Origin of the sequence: Pseudomonas sp. 2822-15, assembly GCF_002742515.1 — a bacterium.
Taxonomy (GTDB): Bacteria; Pseudomonadota; Gammaproteobacteria; order Pseudomonadales; family Pseudomonadaceae; genus Aquipseudomonas; species Aquipseudomonas salomonii.
Genome location: NZ_LJRY01000209.1, coordinates 108,771 through 127,823, shown reverse-complemented (window position 1 = coordinate 127,823; position 19,053 = coordinate 108,771). Strand labels below are relative to the sequence as shown.

The 19,053-nt window shown below is 61.2% G+C and carries 15 protein-coding genes; 5 read left to right on the top strand and 10 right to left on the bottom strand.

What is annotated here, in order from left to right; genetic code table 11:
* Positions 1 to 2 precede the first annotated feature (2 nt).
* Positions 3 to 1,154 (top strand): acyl-CoA dehydrogenase family protein, encoded by a 1,152-nt coding sequence (locus AOA59_RS22800; protein ID WP_099489149.1) that lies wholly within the window; start codon positions 3 to 5, stop codon positions 1,152 to 1,154.
* A 139-nt stretch (positions 1,155 to 1,293) separates the two neighbouring features.
* On the opposite strand, the gene AOA59_RS22795 is transcribed toward AOA59_RS22800, so the two are convergent.
* From AOA59_RS22795 to AOA59_RS22775, 5 genes are read right to left on the bottom strand one after another with little or no spacing between them, the layout of a single operon-like run.
* Positions 1,294 to 2,067, bottom strand: a complete 774-nt coding sequence (locus tag AOA59_RS22795; RefSeq protein WP_056860007.1) for an enoyl-CoA hydratase — start codon at positions 2,065 to 2,067, stop codon at positions 1,294 to 1,296.
* A gap of 10 nt (positions 2,068 to 2,077) precedes the next feature.
* Positions 2,078 to 3,205: an acyl-CoA dehydrogenase gene (locus tag AOA59_RS22790; protein WP_099489148.1), complete on the bottom strand. Its 1,128-nt coding sequence runs from the start codon at positions 3,203 to 3,205 to the stop codon at positions 2,078 to 2,080.
* 9 nt (positions 3,206 to 3,214) lie between these two features.
* The gene (locus tag AOA59_RS22785) at positions 3,215 to 4,399 is read right to left on the bottom strand and encodes an acetyl-CoA C-acyltransferase (protein ID WP_065930012.1); all 1,185 of its coding nucleotides are present in this window, start codon (positions 4,397 to 4,399) and stop codon (positions 3,215 to 3,217) included.
* 12 nt (positions 4,400 to 4,411) lie between these two features.
* Positions 4,412 to 5,179 (bottom strand): SDR family NAD(P)-dependent oxidoreductase, encoded by a 768-nt coding sequence (locus AOA59_RS22780; RefSeq protein WP_099489147.1) that lies wholly within the window; start codon positions 5,177 to 5,179, stop codon positions 4,412 to 4,414.
* A 21-nt stretch (positions 5,180 to 5,200) separates the two neighbouring features.
* A complete protein-coding gene (locus AOA59_RS22775; protein ID WP_099489146.1) occupies positions 5,201 to 6,847 on the bottom strand; it encodes an AMP-binding protein in 1,647 nt (548 codons plus the stop codon).
* Positions 6,848 to 7,073: 226 nt separating this feature from the next.
* Here AOA59_RS22775 and AOA59_RS22770 point away from each other — a divergent pair, with 226 nt between their 5' ends.
* From AOA59_RS22770 to AOA59_RS22755, 4 genes are all read left to right on the top strand, one after another.
* Positions 7,074 to 7,967, top strand: a complete 894-nt coding sequence (locus AOA59_RS22770) for a bestrophin family protein (RefSeq protein WP_065930009.1) — start codon at positions 7,074 to 7,076, stop codon at positions 7,965 to 7,967.
* A gap of 77 nt (positions 7,968 to 8,044) precedes the next feature.
* Entirely contained in the window at positions 8,045 to 9,103 is a 1,059-nt protein-coding gene (locus AOA59_RS22765; protein WP_099489145.1) for a HEAT repeat domain-containing protein, read from the top strand.
* Between the two features lie 151 nt (positions 9,104 to 9,254).
* Positions 9,255 to 10,757 (top strand): ATPase domain-containing protein, encoded by a 1,503-nt coding sequence (locus AOA59_RS22760; protein WP_099489426.1) that lies wholly within the window; start codon positions 9,255 to 9,257, stop codon positions 10,755 to 10,757.
* Complete coding sequence (locus tag AOA59_RS22755) at positions 10,754 to 12,424, top strand: ATP-binding protein (protein ID WP_099489144.1); 1,671 nt, start codon at positions 10,754 to 10,756, stop codon at positions 12,422 to 12,424. The genes AOA59_RS22760 and AOA59_RS22755 overlap by 4 nt, the downstream gene beginning before the upstream one ends.
* Before the next feature lie 26 nt (positions 12,425 to 12,450).
* On the opposite strand, the gene AOA59_RS22750 is transcribed toward AOA59_RS22755, so the two are convergent.
* The 5 genes from AOA59_RS22750 to AOA59_RS22730 all read right to left on the bottom strand — a co-directional run bounded on the left by AOA59_RS22750 (position 12,451) and on the right by AOA59_RS22730 (position 19,018).
* The gene (locus AOA59_RS22750; protein ID WP_003217591.1) at positions 12,451 to 12,828 is read right to left on the bottom strand and encodes a response regulator; all 378 of its coding nucleotides are present in this window, start codon (positions 12,826 to 12,828) and stop codon (positions 12,451 to 12,453) included.
* A gap of 78 nt (positions 12,829 to 12,906) precedes the next feature.
* On the bottom strand, positions 12,907 to 14,100 hold the full coding sequence (locus AOA59_RS22745) for a hybrid sensor histidine kinase/response regulator (protein WP_065930006.1): 1,194 nt from the start codon (positions 14,098 to 14,100) through the stop codon (positions 12,907 to 12,909).
* Positions 14,094 to 14,693, bottom strand: a complete 600-nt coding sequence (locus AOA59_RS22740) for a chemotaxis protein CheB (RefSeq protein WP_065930005.1) — start codon at positions 14,691 to 14,693, stop codon at positions 14,094 to 14,096. The genes AOA59_RS22745 and AOA59_RS22740 overlap by 7 nt, the downstream gene beginning before the upstream one ends.
* Positions 14,690 to 15,520, bottom strand: a complete 831-nt coding sequence (locus tag AOA59_RS22735; protein WP_065930004.1) for a protein-glutamate O-methyltransferase CheR — start codon at positions 15,518 to 15,520, stop codon at positions 14,690 to 14,692. The genes AOA59_RS22740 and AOA59_RS22735 overlap by 4 nt, the downstream gene beginning before the upstream one ends.
* The gene (locus AOA59_RS22730) at positions 15,521 to 19,018 is read right to left on the bottom strand and encodes a response regulator (RefSeq protein ID WP_099489143.1); all 3,498 of its coding nucleotides are present in this window, start codon (positions 19,016 to 19,018) and stop codon (positions 15,521 to 15,523) included.
* Positions 19,019 to 19,053: the final 35 nt, after the last annotated feature.

The following is a 19,053-nucleotide window of genomic DNA, read 5'->3' as shown; positions in this document are numbered from 1 at the left end:
CCATGCAAGATATTGAATACACTGAAGAACAAGTGATGATTCGCGACATGGCCCGCGACTTTGCCCGTGGCGAAATCGCCCCGCATGCGCAAGCCTGGGAAAAAGCCGGCTGGATCGATGACGCCCTGGTCGCGAAGATGGGCGAACTCGGGCTGCTGGGCATGGTGGTGCCTGAAGAATGGGGCGGCACCTATGTCGACTACGTGGCGTATGCCCTGGCCGTCGAGGAGATTTCCGCCGGTGATGGGGCTACCGGCGCACTCATGAGTATCCATAATTCAGTCGGTTGCGGGCCAATCCTCAACTACGGCACCGATGCGCAAAAACACACCTGGCTGGCCGAACTGGCCAGCGGTCAGGCCATTGGCTGTTTCTGCCTCACCGAGCCCCAGGCCGGTTCCGAAGCCCATAACCTGCGCACCCGCGCCGAATTGCGCGATGGCCAGTGGGTAATCACTGGCGCCAAGCAGTTTGTCAGCAACGGCAAACGCGCCAAGTTGGCCATTGTGTTTGCGGTGACGGACCCGGAGCTGGGCAAGAAAGGTATCTCGGCCTTCCTGGTGCCCACCGACACGCCGGGCTTTGTGGTCGACCGTACCGAACACAAGATGGGCATTCGCGCTTCGGACACCTGCGCCGTCACGCTCAACCAATGCACAGTAGCCGAAGCCAACCTGTTGGGTGAACGCGGTAAAGGGCTGGCCATCGCCCTGTCCAACCTCGAAGGCGGGCGTATCGGCATCGCCGCGCAAGCCTTGGGCATCGCCCGTGCGGCGTTTGAGGCGGCGCTGGCGTATGCCCGTGATCGGGTGCAATTCAACAAGGCGATTATCGAGCACCAAAGCATTGCCAACCTGCTGGCCGACATGCAGACCCAACTCAATGCCGCCCGCCTGCTGATCCTGCACGCCGCACGTCTGCGCAGCGCCGGCAAGCCGTGCCTGTCGGAAGCCTCCCAGGCCAAGCTGTTCGCCTCGGAGATGGCCGAAAAGGTCTGCTCTTCGGCGATGCAGATTCATGGCGGGTATGGGTACCTTGAGGATTACCCGGTGGAGCGTTACTACCGGGATGCGCGGATTACGCAGATTTACGAAGGCACCAGCGAGATTCAGCGGATGGTGATTGCCAGGGAGCTGAAGAACTACCAGCTCTGACTGCCAGTTGCTCGTTCCCACGCTCTGCGTGGGAATGCATCCGGTGACGCTCCGCGTCACGCCTCAATAGCTGACGCAGAGCGTCAAGGGCGGCATTCCCACGCAGAGCGTGGGAACGAGCATCTTCAGGGTTTTCGGGTTACTGGTCCTTGAACTCAGGCGCACGCTTGGCCACAAACGCCGCCATGCCTTCCTTCTGGTCCTGGGTGGCAAACGCGGCATGGAACACCCGCCGCTCAAAGCGCACGCCTTCAGACAAGCTCACCTCAAACGCACGGTTCACGCTTTCCTTGACCATCATGCTGATCGGCACGGACTTGCCGGCAATCAAGGTCGCGGTTTTCAGCGCCTCTTCAAGCAGGTCATCGGCCGGCACGATACGCGCCACAATCCCGCAACGCTCAGCTTCGACGGCGTCGATAAAGCGCCCGGTCAGGCACATTTCCATGGCCTTGGCCTTGCCCACGGCGCGGGTCAGGCGCTGGGTGCCGCCCATGCCCGGGAGTACGCCGAGGTTGATTTCCGGCTGGCCGAATTTGGCGCCGTCACCGGCCAGGATAAAGTCGCACATCAAGGCCAGTTCACAACCGCCACCCAGGGCGAAGCCGTTGACGGCAGCAATGATCGGCTTGCGGCGGTTGGCCACGCGGTCGCTGTCGCTGAACAGGTCGTCGAGGTAGATCTGCGGGTAGGTCAGCTCGGCCATCTCTTTGATGTCGGCGCCGGCGGCGAAGGCTTTTTTCGAGCCGGTCAGCACGATGCAGCCGATCTGCGGGTCGGCTTCCAGGCCGTCCAGCGCCTGGTTCAACTCGCTGACCAGCTGCGCGTTCAAGGCGTTCAGGGCTTGCGGGCGATTAAGGGTAATCAGCCCGACGCGGCCCTGGACTTCAAGCAAAAGGGTTTCGTAACTCATTATCGGCTCCTTAAAGGTTGCGTGAGATGACCATGCGTTGAATATCGCTGGTGCCTTCGTAAATCTGGCAGACCCGCACATCGCGGTAGATCCGCTCTAGTGGGAAGTCGCTCAGGTAACCGTAACCGCCCAGGGTTTGCAAGGCGGCCGAGCAGACTTTCTCGGCCATTTCCGAAGCAAACAGCTTGGCCATCGACGCTTCGACCAAGGCCGGCTTGCCGCTGTCACGCAGGGCCGCTGCGTAATGCACCATTTGCCGGGCCACCGCGATTTGGGTCGCCATGTCGGCCAACCGGAAGGCCACGGCCTGGTGTTCGATCAACGCCTTGCCAAAACTTTCGCGCTCGCGGGCATAGTCACGGGCGGCTTCGAAGGCGGCGCGGGCCATGCCCACCGATTGCGAGGCGATACCGACGCGGCCGCCTTCGAGGTTGGCCAGGGCGATCCTGTAGCCTTCGCCCTCCTCACCCAAACGGTTGGCGACCGGCACTTTTACGTCTTCGAAGAGGATCTGGCAGGTGTCGGACGCATGTTGGCCGAGTTTGTCTTCCACTCGCGCTACCGTGTAGCCCGGCGAGTCGGTGGGCACGATGAACGCGCTGATCCCGCGCTTGCCTGCGGCCGGGTCGGTGACAGCAAACACAATCACGATCCCGGCGTTCTGCCCGGAGGTGATGAACTGTTTGCAGCCATTGAGCACGTAATGGTCGCCCTCAAGGCGGGCGCGGGTTTTCAGGCTGCTGGCATCAGAGCCGGCCTGGGGCTCGGTCAACGCGAAGGCACCGAGCATGGCGCCGCTGGCCAGCGGCGTGAGGAACTGGTGTTTCTGCTGTTCGTTGCCGAATTTAAGGATCGGCACGCAACCCACCGAGTTGTGCACGCTCATGATGGTCGAGCACGCGCCATCGCCGGCAGCGATTTCTTCCAGGGCCATGGCGTAGGCCAGGTAGCCGGTGTCGCAACCGCCCCACTGTTCCGGCACCAGCATGCCGAAAAAGCCCAGCTCGGCCATTTCGCCGATGGCCTCCTTGGGGAAACGGTGCTCACGGTCCCACTCGGCGGCGAACGGTTTCAGGCGTTCCTGGGCAAATTGCCGGGCCGCTTCGCTGATTTGCAGTTGTTCGTCATTGGGCAGCATGTTGAGTCCTTAATACAGGCATTCGACGGCCATGGCCGTGGCTTCACCGCCGCCGATGCAGATGGCGGCAACCCCACGCTTGAGGCCTTTCTGGCGCAGGGCCGAAAGCAACGTCACCAGGATACGCGCACCGGAAGCACCAATCGGATGGCCCAGGGCACAGGCGCCGCCGTGAATATTGACCTTGCTGTGGGGGATTTCCAGCTTGCTCATGGTCACCAGGCTGACCACCGCGAAGGCTTCGTTGATTTCAAACAGGTCAACGTCGCCCAGGTTCCAGCCGGTCTTGCTCATCAGCTTGCGAATCGCGCCCACGGGCGCCACCGGGAACAACCCGGGCTCATCGGCAAACGCCGCGTGCCCGTGGATCACCGCCAAGGGTTTGAGGCCACGCTGTTGCGCCTCGGACTGACGCATCAGCACCAACGCCGCCGCCCCATCGGAAATCGAGCTGGAGTTGGCCGCCGTCACCGTGCCGCCCTCGCGGAACGCCGGTTTCAGGCTGGCGATCTTGTCGAGCTTGGCCTTGGGCGGCTGTTCGTCATGCAGGATGGTCTTTTGCTCTTTGCCGACGGTGACCTGCACCGGAACGATTTCGGCGGCAAAGCTGCCGTGGGTGATGGCCTCTTGCGCGCGGGTCAGCGAGGCAATGGCGAAGGCGTCCTGGGCTTCACGGGTGAAACCGTTGTGCTCGGCGCAGTCTTCGGCAAAGGTGCCCATCAGGCGGCCCTTGTCGTAGGCGTCTTCGAGGCCGTCGAGGAACATATGGTCAAGCACCTTGCCGTGGCCCATGCGGTAGCCGCTGCGCGCGCGGTCGAGCAGGTACGGCGCGTTGGACATGCTTTCCATGCCGCCGGCGACCACCACGTCGACACTGCCGGCCAGCAGCGAATCGTGGGCGAGGATGGTCGCTTCCATGCCCGAGCCGCACATCTTGTTCAAGGTGGTGCAGCGCGTGGCCTTGTCCAGCCCGGCGCCCAAAGCGGCCTGACGCGCAGGCGCCTGGCCAAGGCCTGCGGGCAGCACGCAGCCGAACAGCACTTCGTCCACGGCATCCGGGGCAATCCCGGCCCGTTCGACGGCGGCGCGGATCGCGGCAGCGCCCAGTTGCGGCGCGGTCAGGCCTTTGAGGTCGCCCTGGAAACCGCCCATGGGCGTGCGCGCGGCGCTGACAATGACAATCGGATCGTTCATGCGGTGTTCTCCTTACTTGGCGGCCATGCGCAAGGCGCCGTCGAGACGGATCACCTCGCCGTTGAGCATGCTGTTTTCGATGATGTGGCGTACCAGCGCGGCGTACTCGCACGGTTTGCCCAAACGCGGCGGAAATGGCACGCCCGCGGCCAGTGAATCGCGCACTTCGGCGGTCATGCCGGCCATCATCGGGGTTTCGAAAATGCCCGGAGCAATGGTCATCACGCGAATGCCAAAACGCGCCATTTCGCGGGCGGCGGGCAAGGTCAGGCTGGCGATGGCGCCTTTGGAGGCGGCATACGCCGCCTGGCCGATCTGCCCGTCAAACGCGGCCACCGAGGCGGTGTTGATGATCACGCCACGCTCACCGTCGGCATTCGCCTCGGTTTCAGCGATGGCCGCCGCCGCCAGGCGCAGCAGGTTGAAGCTGCCGATCAGGTTGACGTTGATCACCTGGGCAAAGCTGGCCAACGCGTGTGGGCCGTTCTTGCCGAGGATCTTCTCGCCACGTACCACCCCGGCGCAGTTCACCAGCCCGTGCAGGCCGCCAAAGGCTGCAACGGCGGCGTGAACAGCCGCTTCGGCGGCGGCTTCCTGGCTGATATCGGCCACAACGCTGCGGGCGTTGTCGCCCAGTTGCCTGGCTTTGGCCGCCACGGCGTCGGCGTTCAGGTCGACCAGCATCACTTTGGCACCGGCGGCAATCAGCATTTCAGCGGTGGCCGCGCCGAGGCCCGAAGCACCGCCGCTGACCAGGAATACCTTGTTTTCAATCTGCATCATTGTTTCCTTAAAAGTGGATCAGGCGATGGCCTTTGCCTTCGCAATTTCCTGATTACGCAAAATAAAGCGTTGCAGCTTGCCGCTCGGGGTCTTGGGCAAGTCGCTGACAAATTCGATTTCCCGTGGGTAGGCGTGGGCCGCCAGGCGCTTGCGCACGTGCAAACGCAGCTCTTCGGCCAGCTCCGGCGTGGCGCGGTACTGTTCGTTGAGCACCACAAAGGCTTTGACCAGCTCGGTGCGCTCCGGGCAGGGTTTGCCGACGACGGCGGCTTCGACCACGGCCGGGTGTTCGACCAGTGCGCTTTCGACGTCGAATGGCCCTACGCGGTAGCCGGACGTGGTGATCACATCATCACTGCGCCCGACAAAGCTGATGCTGCCGTCCGGGTTCAGCTCCACGGTGTCGCCACTGAGGTAATACTTGCCGACAAATGCCTTGGTCTTTACCCCGTCGTAGCCGGCGAACCAGCACATCGGCGACTGTTCACGGTCAATGGCGAGGATGCCCGGCTGGCCCGCCGGCAGTTCCTGGTACTCATCATCGAGCACCACAATGCGGTGGCCCGGTGAGGCAAAGCCCGCCGAGCCGACGTGCACGGGATGCTCCAGGCCATGGTGGTTGCACAGCACCATGCCCAGCTCGGTCTGGCCGTAATGGTCATGGATGACCACGCCCAGGTTGTCGGCAAACCAGCGGATCACTTCCGGGTTCAGCGGTTCGCCGGCACTGCTGACGATACGCAGCTTGCCCTTGATCGAGCGCGCGAACTGTTCGCCGCCGGCGATCAGCAGGCGGTATGCGGTGGGTGAACCGGTGAGGTTGGTAATCCCGTATTTATTGATCACCCGGCAGGTGCTTTCCAGGGTGAACGGCCCATCGTAGAACGTAATCGGGTGGCCCATGGACAACGGCCCGGTCACGCCAAAATAGATACCGTAAGCCCAGCCCGGGTCGGCGACATTCCAAAAGGCGTCCTCGGGGCGCAAGTCCACCGCGTCGCGGGTGTAGCTCTGGAACGCGACGATGGCCTTGAGCGGCACCGACAGCGCTTTTGACGGGCCGGTGGTGCCCGAGGTGAACATCAGCAGGAACGGGTCTTCTGCGCCCAGTAGCACCGGCTCGCATGTATTCGAATAATTCGGCAGTTCGGCCCAGAAGCTGTAGTCGCCGCGCACGATGCCTTCGCCCTTGTCCCCGGCCACCGTGACGATGGTCGGGCAGCCCTCGACTTCTGCCAGCTTGGCGCGGTTGACCGCATCGGTGACCACCACTGCGGCGCCGGAGCTGTTCAGCCGATGCTCGATGGCCTTGGGCCCGAAGGCGGTAAACAGTGGCTGATACACCGCGCCGATACGCCACGTGGCGAACACCACCACCAATAACTCTGCTGTGCGTGGCAGCAGCCCCGCCACCTTGTCGCCGCGTTGCACGCCTTGGGCCAGAAGGAAATTGGCAAAGCGCGCCGCCTGGTCCTGCAATTGGGTGAAGGTCACGCTGGCACTGCGCCCGTCCTTGCCTTCCCAAAACAACGCAATGCGACCCGGCAGCGCGTGGCGGTCGCAACACTCCACGCAGGCATTCAAGGCTTGCAGGTTGCCGGACAGGGCGGCGTCGACGGTGTGCTGGTAATCGAATGCGGTGGTGGCAGCCAAATACTCACGCATGGTTCCAAATCCTTGTGTGTTTTTATTTTCAGGACATTTTCACGACGAGAATCGTGGAAATAATCGCCCTGGCGCGCGGTGGCGGCAATGGTCAAAGCCTTCAACTTGGCTGACTGGTTTGGCTAATCATTGATCCGGCCTATCAGCCGGTCAGCCGCAGTGATTGGACGCGCGGGGCGCAACCTCCTAATCTCCAGGCCTATGCCGCCGAAGAAGCCGTGTCCCGATGATCGTCCGTCCCAAACCCAACCTCATGGGTATCCTGTTTTCCCTTAAAGGTTCGATTGCCAAGCGCATCGCCTTGCGCAGCCTGATGGTCACGTTGCTGGCGTCGGTGATCGTGCTGGTGGAGACTCTGCACCCGGCCTACTTCTCCAAGGTCAATGCCACGCCGTTTACCTTGCTGGGGTTGTCGCTGTCGATCTTCATGAGCTTTCGCAATAACGCCTGCTACGACCGTTGGTGGGAGGGCCGCAAGCAGCTGGGGCAGATGGTCATTGAGGTGCGCTCGCTGATTCGCGAAACCCAGGTGCTGGGCGACTCACCTGAACGCGCCAGCCTGCTGCGTGGGCTGTGTGGGTTTGCCCACGGCCTGGTCGCGCACCTGCGCCGTGAAGATCAAGCCCGCGTCATCACGCCCTGGATGGCTGTCGACCCGGCGCATCCCAATCTCCCCGACCACGTGCTGCAACAATTGGGCGCGCGCTTTTCGCGGCTGGCCGAACAGGGCGTGATCAGTGAATGGCGCTACACCCAGCTGGAAACCCGGCTGGTCAGCCTCAGCCTGGTGCAGGCCGCCTGCGAGCGGATCAAAACCACACCGCTGCCCTTCCCGTACACCTTGCTGTTGCACCGCACCATTTACCTGTTCTGCATTTTGCTGCCGTTCGCCATGGCCGAGCCGTTGGGCTGGTTGACGCCGGTGTTCACCGCCATCGTCAGCTACACGTTTTTTGGTTTGGATGAAATCGGTGATGATCTGGAAGACCCGTTCGGTTTCGATGAAAACGATCTGCCCTGCAATGCGATAGTGCGCACCCTGGAGCGCGAGATTATCAAAGCCCTGGGCGAGATCGACCTGCCCCCTGCCCTGGAACCGGTGGATTACGTGCTCGGCTGATACGGGTTTGACACTCGTCGTGGTCTGGCCGAAGCTTGAGGCTTTGCGATAGCTGCCCCCAGCTTTTGGACGCCTGCATGTCAAAGTCACGCCGTTATTCCATCCTCGGCCTGTGCGCCCTGTTGTTGCTTGTGTTGGTCACCTGGTTTTTCTCCCGTTCCACTCCGGTGGCCGTGCCGCCGGCGATTGCCCATGGTTACGCCAAGGCATTGAAGCAGGCGCGCAACGGCGAACCCGGCGCCGCCCGTGTGCTGTATCAACAGCTGGGTCGCCCGGACCTGTCGCCGGAACGTCGCGCCGCATTGCACGCCGAACTACCCAATTACCCAAGCCCCCAAGCGCTGAAGCTGGCAGATAAAGACCTGGCGGATGAGTCGCCATTGGTTCGCGAAGCGGCGATTCACAGCATTGTCGGCCTGGTGCCCAGCGGCCAGCGCACCTTGCTGCTTGGCCCGGCGCTGGATGACCCCGAGCAGGAAGTTCGCTTTGCTGCCGCCAATGCCTTGCTCGGCCTGTCGCCGGATACCCTGGGCCTGTATTTCGGGCCTTTGCAGCAAGTGCTCGATGAGTTTGTGAAAAAGCTCAAGGCTCAGCCCGAAACCGCCGAGGGCTGGATTCAGCTGGCGCGCCTGTACATCCACAGCGCCCTGCTGCCGGACGCACAACATGCACTGGAGCAGGCCATGCGCCTGCAGCCGGACAACCTGCAAGCCGTGGTGGCGCAGATCGAATTGCTCGATAAACAGGGCAAGACCGACGAGTCCCGCCAGTTGCTGGCGCGGCAGTTGGCAGCGCATCCGGAGTCGGCCTACCTGCAACACGCTCTGGGCATGTGGCTGTTGCACCATGGGGAGCGGCCGTACGCGCTGCTTGGCCTGTCCAAAGCCGTGGAGCTTGAGCCCGACAATCAGGATTACCGTTTCGACCTCGCCACCACCCTGCACGCCCAGGAAGAAGTGGACGCCGCCCAGCGTCAACTGGAAGAAATCGTTCAGCGCCACCCCGCCAATCGCAAGGCGCGTGTGTTGCTGGTCAACTATTGGAAAGAAACCGGGCAGTTGCAGAATGTGCAGGTATTGCTGGCGCAGCTGGAACAACAGAACCCGGATGATCCGGCGTTACAGCAAGGGCTTTAGCTCCCACACAAAAGCAGCGCTTTGGCGCAGGTCACAAATCCACCACGATTTATACGACAGGTTGAACCGCCACAAACCGCTACGGTCAAGTAAATATGGCGCGCCCGAGGTGACGCGCCCCCATTACATGTACGTGACCCGAGGGCACTTCTTGTCTACATCCAAAGAGCTGTTCAGTGAAAAGGCGGCCACCGGCATCGAAGGTCTTGATGACATTCTTTCCGGGGGGCTATCACGCAGCCACCTGTTCCTGCTGGAAGGCGAACCCGGCACCGGCAAAACCACCGTAGCGCTGCACTTCCTGCAAGCCGGCGCGAAAAACGGTGAGCGATCCTTGTACATCACCCTGTCCGAAACCGAGCGCGAGTTGCGCCAAGGTGCCAAGTCCCACGGCTGGGACCTGGACGACAACATTCATATCTTTGAGCTGACCCCACCGGAAAGCTTGCTCAACGCCGAGCACCAGCAAAGCCTGCTGTATTCCTCCGACCTGGAACTGGGTGAGGCCACCCGGCAGATTTTTGAAGTGGTGGAACGGGTCAAACCCACCCGCGTGGTGGTCGACAGCCTTTCGGAAATCCGCCTGCTGGCGCAAAGCTCGCTGCGCTATCGGCGCCAGATCCTGGCCATCAAGCACTACTTTGTGCGCTACGACGCCACGGTATTGTTGCTTGACGACCTGACCACCGAATCTTTGGATAAAACCGTACACAGCGTGGCCCACGGCGTAATTCGCCTGGAAGAGCTGACGCCCACTTACGGCGCTGAACGCCGCCGCATCCGCGTGGTGAAGTACCGTGGCCAGAAATACCGTGGCGGCTTTCACGACTTCACCATCATGCAAGACGGCATCCACGTGTTCCCACGCCTGGTGGCCGCCGAACATCGTGGTGGTTACGTGCGTCAGACCTTGAGCAGTGGCATCCGCGAAATGGACGCCTTGATGGGCGGCGGCGTAGAAACCGGCTCCAGCACGCTGATCCTCGGCCCTGCCGGTACCGGCAAATCCTTGATCTCGATGATCTTCGCCGCCGCTGCCGTGTCGCGCGGCGAAAAAGCCGCGCTGTTCATTTTCGATGAAGAGCTGGGCCTGTTGTTCGAGCGCATGAAAAACATGGGCATTGACCTGGCCGCGCTGCAAGACACCGGCAACCTGCTGATCGAGCAGGTGGACGCGGCGGAGCTGTCGCCCGGCGAGTTCTCCCACCGAGTCAGGCGTTGCGTCGATGAACGTGGGATCAAAACCGTGGTTATCGACAGTATCAACGGCTACCAGGCGGCGATGCCTGAGGAAAACTCTCTGATCCTGCATATGCACGAGTTGCTGCTGTACCTGAACCGTCGCGGTGCGGCGACGTTCATGACGGTGGCTCAACATGGGTTGGTGGGCGACATGCAGGCTCCCGTCGACATTACTTACCTGGCTGATACCGTGATCCTGTTGCGTTACTTCGAAGCCCTCGGCAAGGTCCGCCGGGCTATTTCGATCATCAAGAAGCGCACCGGCACCCACGAGTCCACTATTCGCGAATACCGTATTGGCAGCACGGGTTTGACGGTGGGCGAGCCTCTGGACAACTTCCAGGGCGTACTGCGCGGTATCCCGACTTATATGGGCGCCGGTTCTCCCCTGCTCAAGGAAGAGGGCGTGTGACCGGTCTTTCTCCCGTCTCCGAGCGCGCAATTATCCTCGCGCCACTGGGCCGTGACGGCTCCCTGGCGCTGATGATGCTCAAGGAAGCCGGCTACAACGGCATGGTTGCCGCCAACCTGACCGTACTCTGCGAAGCACTTGAGCACGGCGTCGGTATGTTGGTGATTGCCGCCGAAGCCCTGCGCGGTGTCGATCTGGAGCCGCTGCTGACCTACCTGCATGAGCAGCCGGCCTGGTCCGACTTGCCCATCGTGCTGCTCACCCACCATGGCGGCAGTGAACAGAACGGCTCATCGCACCTGAGCGGTTTGCTGGGCAACGTGACCTTCCTGGAGCGCCCTTTCCATCCGGTGACCCTGATCAGCCTGGTGAGTGCTGCCCTGCGTGGTCGGCGCCGGCAATACGAAGCGCGTGACCGCCTGATCGACCTGAGCGAGAGCGAACTGCGCCTGCAACGCACCCTGGAAACCCTTGAGCAGCAGGTTGAAGAGCGCACGGCGCAACTGCGCAACAACGAAGAAGCGTTGCGCCAGTCACAGAAAATGGAGGCCGTCGGCCAGTTGACCGGTGGTATCGCCCATGACTTCAACAATATGCTCACCGGCATTATCGGCAGCCTGGAGCTGCTGCGCCGGCGGGTGGCCCGCGGCAAACTGGACGACCTCGACAGCTTGATCGACCTGGGCGTGACCTCGGCCAACCGCGCTGCCGGCCTGACCCACCGTTTGCTGGCGTTTTCACGCCGTCAGTCGCTGGACTCCAAGCCCGTGGAGATCAACCAGCTGGTCAGTTCCATGGGCGAATTGCTGCAACGCAGTATCAACGAAAGCATCGCTTTGGACATGCGTCTGAGCGATGAACTGTGGACCGCCGAGGCCGACCCCAATCAGCTGGAAAGCGCCCTGCTCAACCTGGTGATCAATGCGCGCGATGCCATGCCCAGCGGCGGTAGCCTGACTGTAGAGACCGCCAACCGCCACCTCGACAATGTGTTTACGGCCGCTTATGGCACCTTGCTGCCAGGCGATTACGTGGAACTGAGCGTCAGCGACACCGGCTGTGGTATTCCCGAAAGCCTGTTGGGCCGGGTCTTCGACCCGTTCTTTACGACCAAGCCGATCGGCCAGGGCACCGGCCTCGGCTTGTCGATGATCTACGGCTTTGCCCGGCAATCCCATGGCCATGTGACCATCCACAGTGAAGTCGGCAAGGGCACGACGGTCAGCCTGTTCCTGCCGCGCTTTGTCGGTGAGCGCATCGCGGACGCCGTCGTCAACCCGGCGCTGCTGCCCTTCGCCAATGCCGGCGAAACCGTACTGATCGTCGAAGACGATGCCGCCGTGCGTCTGTTGGTCAGCGCTGTGCTCAAGGAATTGGGCTATGCCTTTGTCGAGGCCGGCGATGCCAATACCGCCGTGCCGATCATCCAATCCGACCAGCGTATTGACCTGCTGATCAGTGATGTGGGCCTGCCCGGCATGAACGGGCGGCAACTGGCAGAAATCGGGCGGCAATTGCGCCCGGAACTCAAGGTCTTGTTTATCACTGGCTACGCCGAGCATGCGGCGGTGCGCGGGGGGTTCCTGGACCCGGGAATGCAGTTGATCACCAAGCCGTTTACCTTCGATTTGTTGACGGCGAAGGTGCGGGAGATGATCAAGCAATAGGGCTGCTGCCAGGCAGCCCTGGTGATTCAGGCCAGCAGGCGCTGGATATGCTCTTGCAAGGTATCCAGATCAAACGGCTTGGCCAGAATCGGCGCATTGCGCGTGATCGGGCTGTTGCAGTCGAGGATCTCCTGCGGGTAACCGCTGATAAAGATCACTTTCAATTCAGGTCGCAGCTTGATCGCAGGCTCAGCGATCTGCACGCCGGAAATCCCGCCCGGCAGGCGGTAATCCGTGACCATCAGGTCCAGGTGCGGCTTGGTGGCCAGAATCTCGAAGGCCTGCTCCCCATCGATCGCCTTCAGTACCCGGTAGCCAAGGCCTGCCAGGTATTCACCCAGCACAAACATAATGGATTCGTCGTCTTCGACGATCAGTACGACATCTTGTGCATCTTCACTCATGGGAAGCCTTTGTCCGGTCAGTTGCTGCAAGTACGACCATGGGGTCACGCAGAGGTTGCGTCGAGCTGACGATTGATTTCATTGCGGCTCTCCAAGTGGCAGGCACACCCGGAACAGCGCGCCCTCGCCTATCTGGCTCTCGACCTCGATGGTGCCGCCATGGGCCGTCACGATCTGCTCGGAAATAAACAGCCCCAGGCCCAGACCCGCCGCGACGTGGCTGGCCGAAACGCGTTCGAATTGCTGGAAAATACGCTTCTGGTTGTCTGCGCTGATGCCGATGCCACGGTCACGCACCTCGACGCGCGCCTCACCGTGTTCGGTGTACACACGCACATCCACCGGGCTTTTGGCACCGTAACGCAGGGCGTTGGTCAACAGGTTGGTGACCACTTGTTCAATACGGAACTCATCCCAATTGCCCTCCACCGGTTCATCGGCCACCAAGTGCATCGAAGAACCGGCGGATGCCACTTGCGGCTCGAAGTTTTTCACCAGGTTGCGCACCAGTTGCGCCAGGTCGAAGCGCGCCGGACGAATCGACAGTTTGCCGGTGCGGATGCGCGACACGTCGAGCATGTCTTCGATCAGGCGGATCAGGCTCTGGATCTGGCGCTCGTCGCGGTCGACCATGGCGTGCATCTTGTCCAGGGTGAACGCGGCGGCGTTATCCCGCGCCAGGTGCATCTTGCGCAACTGGGTCTCGAGGATCAGCCCGTTGAGCGGTGTGCGCACTTCGTGGGCAACGATCGACATGAAGTCGTCACGCATGCGCACGGCCTGCTCAAGCTCGGCCTGGGTGGCCTGCAGGCGCGTCAGCAGCAGCTCCTGCTCGCGGCGGCTGCGCTCCAGGGCTTCGACTTGCTGTTTCATCGCCTTGCTCTGGCGGTACAGGTCGACGAACACATTGACCTTGCTCTTCACCGCGTGGATATCCAGCGGCTTGTGCAAAAAATCCACTGCGCCGCTTTCATAGCCTTTGAACGCATAGTTGAGTTCGCGGCCGGCGGCGCTGACGAACACAATCGGGATGTTCTTGGTCTTTTCGGTGCCGCGCATCAGTTCGGCCAGCTCGAAACCGTTCATGCCGGGCATCTGCACATCGAGAATCGCCATGGCGAACTCATGCTCCAGCAACAGTGACAAGGCCTCGTCAGCGCTCAATGCCTTGAAGACCTGGCGATCTTCGCGCTTGATCAGCGCTTCAAGGGCCAGCAGGTTTTCCGGCAGATCGTCGACGATCAGCAGTTTGGCCTGGACAGTACTTAACATGGGGAAGATTCCAGGGAAGCCAGCAGTGAACCAATCTGGCTCAAGGTGAGAATATGATCAGGTGTGTGCAAGGCCAGCGCCGCCAGGGGCATCACGGCGATACGCGCTTCTGTGGGCTCTTGGACGATGGTGGTGCCACCCGAGTCTTTGACGTGGGCAAGGCCACGCGCGCCATCCTGGTTGGCGCCGGTCAGCAGAATCGCCAGCAGGCTGTTGCCGTAGGTGTCGGCAGCCGAGGCAAACAGGTAATCGATGGCCGGCCGCGAATGATGCACGCGGTCTTCCTGGCTCATCGACAGGCTGCGGTCGCTTTCTACCGACAGGTGATAGCCGGGGCCGGCGAAATACAGGGTGCCTGGCGCGATCGTTTCCTTGTCGCGTGCTTCTTGCACCGGAATGCTCAGGCGCCGCGCAAAGACTTCGGCCAACTGGCTGCGACGCTCGTCCGGCAGGTGCAGCACGGCAATGATCGGTAAGCCGAAGGTGTCAGGCAACGTACCGAAAATCGTCAGCAACGCCTCAACACCGCCGGCGGAAGCGCCGACGACGATGGCTTCAATCCCGCGTGGCGGGTTAGTTGCGGCGTCGCTCATGATTTTCGGTAGATCCGTTCCTGTTTGACCAAGGGTTCGAATTGCTTGCTGTAGGCGGAGAAATCCAGGGTTTCCTTACTGCCCAGCACCAGAAAGCCGCGATGGCACAGCGACTCATGAAACAACCCGAACGCTCGATCCTGCAACTTTTTATTGAAATAAATCAATACGTTGCGACATGAAATTAATTGAGTTTCTGAAAAGACGCTGTCGGTAGCCAGGCTGTGATCGGCAAAGGTCACGTTCTCGCGCAGCGTCTTGTCGAAGATCGCGTAATCGTAAGCCGCTGTGTAGTAGTCGGCAAATGAACGTTGGCCGCCCGCCTGCTGATAATTGGCGGTGTAGGCACGCACGTTCTCCAGGGAAAAAATCCCTTGCTTGGCTTTGTCCAGGGACGCCGGATTAATGTCGGTGGCATAAATGATGGTGCGGTCGAGCAAGCCCTCTTCGCGCAGCAGGATTGCCATGGAGTACACCTCCTCGCCCGTGCTGCACCCGGCGATCCAGATTTTGATCGAGGGGTAGGTCTTGAGCAGCGGCACCACTTCCCGGCGAATCGCCAAAAAGTGCGACGGGTCGCGAAACATCTCGCTTACCGGGATCGTCAGAAACTGCAGCAACTGCATAAAGGCCGTCGGATCATGCAACACCCGCTCCTGTAGCGCAGAAATGGTCGCGCAATCGAACTGGCGCAGTGCGTGGGCCACGCGGCGCTTGACGGACGCGCCGGAATAGTCGCGAAAGTCGTAGCTGTACTTGAGGTAAATCGCCTCAATCAGCAGGCGCAGCTCAATGTCGCTGCTTTTTTCCAAGAAAACGTGCTCCACTTAAATGCGTTCCATCTTCGGCAGCCATACGCGAATCAGCGAGAACAGCCGGTCCAGGTCGATCGGCTTGGCCAGGTAATCGTTGGAGCCTGCCGCCAGGCAGCGTTCCTGATCGTCCTTCATGGCCTTGGCCGTCACCGCAATAATCGGCAGTTTCTTCCAGCGCGGGTCCTGGCGGATCAAGGCAGTTGCCTCGTAACCGTCCATCTCCGGCATCATCACGTCCATCAGCACCAGGTCGATGTCCTCGACTTCATTGAGTTTGTCGATGGCTTCATGGCCATTACGCCCGATCACCACCACCGCGCCTTTGTGCTCCAGGGCACTGGTCAGGGCGAAGATGTTACGCACATCGTCGTCGACCAACAGGATCTTGCGCCCCTCGAAGACCTTGTCGCGGCTGCGGGCGGTCTTGAGCATCTTCTGGCGGTCATGGGACAGCTGGGATTCGACTTTGTGCAGAAACAGCGTCACTTCGTCCAGCAAGCGTTCAGGTGAGCGTGCGCCTTTGATGATGATCGAGCGCGAATACTTGCGCAGCTCGGCTTCTTCGTCACGGGTCAGGTTACGCCCGGTGTACACGATCACCGGCGGGAACGAGCAGATATCTTCGGTGGCCATGCGCTTGAGCAGCTCATTGCCGAGCATGTCCGGCAGCTTCAAGTCGATGATCATACAGTCGTAGATGTTGGTGCGCAGCAGGTCCAGGGCTGCTTGGGCGTAGCCTACGTCGGTGATTTCGATGTCATCGTCGCCGATCAGGCGGGCAATGCTGTCGCGCTGCAGGTCATCGTCCTCCACCAGCAGCACGCGCTTGACCTTCTGGGTCAGCTTGGCTTCCAGGCGCGCAAACACGTCCTTGAGCTCTTCGCGGGTGGTCGGCTTCACCGCATAACCGATGGCGCCCATGTGCATGGCGGCTTCGACGCGGTCTTCGACGGAGATCACGTGCACGGGAATGTGGCGAGTATTGGCGTGTTCCTTGAGGCGTTGCAACACGGTCAGGCCGGAATGGTCAGGCAGGCGCATGTCCAGCAGGATCGCATCCGGGATGTACTCCTCGGCCAGGCTGTAGCCTTCGTCTGCGCCGTGGGCGACCAGGCAGTGGTAGCCCAGTTCGTGGGCCAGGTCGAAAAGGATGCGGGCAAAGTTGGGTTCGTCTTCCACCACCAGGATGCAGCGCGTGGCGAACGGTGCCTTGTCGCGGTCGTCGGCAAAGCGCGGAATCTGTTTGGCATCGGCCACCGGCAGCGGTGAAATCGCCATGGGCTTGGGCGCCGGCGCCGCCACCGCCTGGCGTGGCGCCTCGATCGGCGCGGCACCCTCCTCGCGCTCTACATAATGTTCCGGCAGTACCAGGGTGAACACGCTGCCCTTGCCCGGCTCGCTGGTCACGCTGATATAACCGCCGAGCAAACTCGCCAGGTCACGGGAGATCGAAAGGCCCAGGCCAGTGCCGCCGTAACGGCGGTTGGTGGTGCCATCGGCCTGACGGAAGGCTTCGAAGATGCTTTCCTGCTGGTCCAGCGCGATGCCGATGCCCGAGTCGCGCACGGTAAAGGCAACGCCCTCCCCTGGCGCACGGGACACCGACAGGCTGACATCGCCCTGCTCGGTAAACTTGACCGCGTTGGACAGCAGATTTTTGAGGATCTGCTCCAGGCGCTGGCGGTCGGTGAACAGCATCGGCGGCGCGTCCGCTTGAATGTCCACCTGAAAACCCAGCTTGCGATCGGCGGCCAAGGGCTCGAACATCCCGCGCAGGCCATCGACCAGGCGGGCCACGCTGGAGTTTTCCGGACGCATTTCCAGCTTGCCGGCTTCGACCTTGGAAATATCCAGAATATCGTTGATCAGGTTCAACAGGTCGTTGCCCGCCGAATAGATCGACTCGGCAAACTTGACCTGCTCGGCGCTGAGGTTTTCCTGCGGGTTCTCGGCCAGCAATTTGGCCAGGATCAACGAGCTGTTGAGCGGCGTGCGCAGCTCATGGGACATGTTGGCAAGGAACTCGGACTTGTACTTGCTGGAGCGCTGCAGCTCGTCGGCACGGTCTTCGAGCTCCAGTTGGGCCTGGTTCAGCTCGACGTTCTTGCGGTCCATGGCATCGCGTTGATCGGACAGGATTTGCGTCTGTTCGGCGAGTTGCTCGTTGGTCTGCTCAAGCTCCGCCTGTTGGGTTTCCAGGTGGGCCTGGGACTCCTTGAGGATGCGCGACTGTTCTTCGAGTTCTTCGTTGGCGGTCTTGAGCTCTTCCTGCTGCACTTGCAGCTCTTCATTGAGCTGCTGGGTCTCGGCCAGCACTTCCTGCAGGCGCTGGCGATAGCGCGCGGCTTCGATGGAGGTGCCGATATTGCCGGCAATCAGTTCCAGCAACTCAACGTCACGTTCATCCAGTGGGCGCAGGAACCCCAGCTCGATCACGCCATTGACGCGGTCATCATCACTGGTGGGCACCACCAGTACACTGCGGGTCGAACCTTCGCCCAGGCCGGAGCTGACCTTGAAGTAATCCACCGGCACATCGTCCAGACGGATCAGGCGATCAAGCTGGGCCGCCTGGCCGACAATGCCCTCATCGCTGTAGATCGCCTGTTCTTTTTGCTCTTGCTCGCGGGAAAACCCGTAGGTGGCCACGCGCTTGAGGCCGCCGTGTTCTTCGCGCACGTAGAGTGCTGCAACCGCCGACCCCATGTATTGGGCAAAAAACTGCAGGATATTGCGCCCCAGCATGTTCAGGGTCAGTTGGCCGAGCACCTGTTCGGCCAGTTCGGTCTGGCCGTTACGCAGCCAGGCCTGTTGCTCCAGGCGCCGGGCAATCTTCTGTTGCGACGCGAGGTTTTCGCTGTAACTGTCTGAAAGTGCGACTAAATTTCTTCTTCCGATATAAGCCAGGAACCCGCTCAACCCGAGTACAAAAACCAGGTACAAGGTCACGCTGATAATCGTGGTGCGGGTCACATCGGCATTGCGGCTGACGCGAAATGCCTGCTCCATCGCGACTGCATCCACGTATTCATTGCGGATCGCGTCGGTCAGGCTCTTGCCGCGTCCGGCCTTCACCGCCCCGCGGTAATCGCCGCCGTTGCGCTGCAAGTCGATCATCGACTGGGCGTACTTGTTCCACTCGTATTGCATCGACTCCAGGCGCTTGAGGCGATCGACCTGCTGCGGGTTGTCCGCCACCAGCTCCTGCAGGTTGTGCAGGTCACCAATGATGCGCGGCTTGGCCACTTCGTAAGGGTCGAGGAAATGCTCGTCGCCGGTGATCAGGAAACCGCGCAGGCCGGTTTCCAGGTCCACTGTGAGCTTGGACGACTCATTGAGGTTATTGATAACCCGGTCGGTGTGCTCCACCCACTGGATCACCGACAGCAAATAAGTGATCAGGCAAACGAAAAACACCGCGCTGAGCACGCCGACGCCCAAAGGTAACGCGACGTTTCGGCTCAGCAGGGTACGGAAGCTCTTTTCATCGACGGACGACGCGGGAGTCATGGGCATGCCTTGGCCAAGTGCGGAAAAAGGGGGAG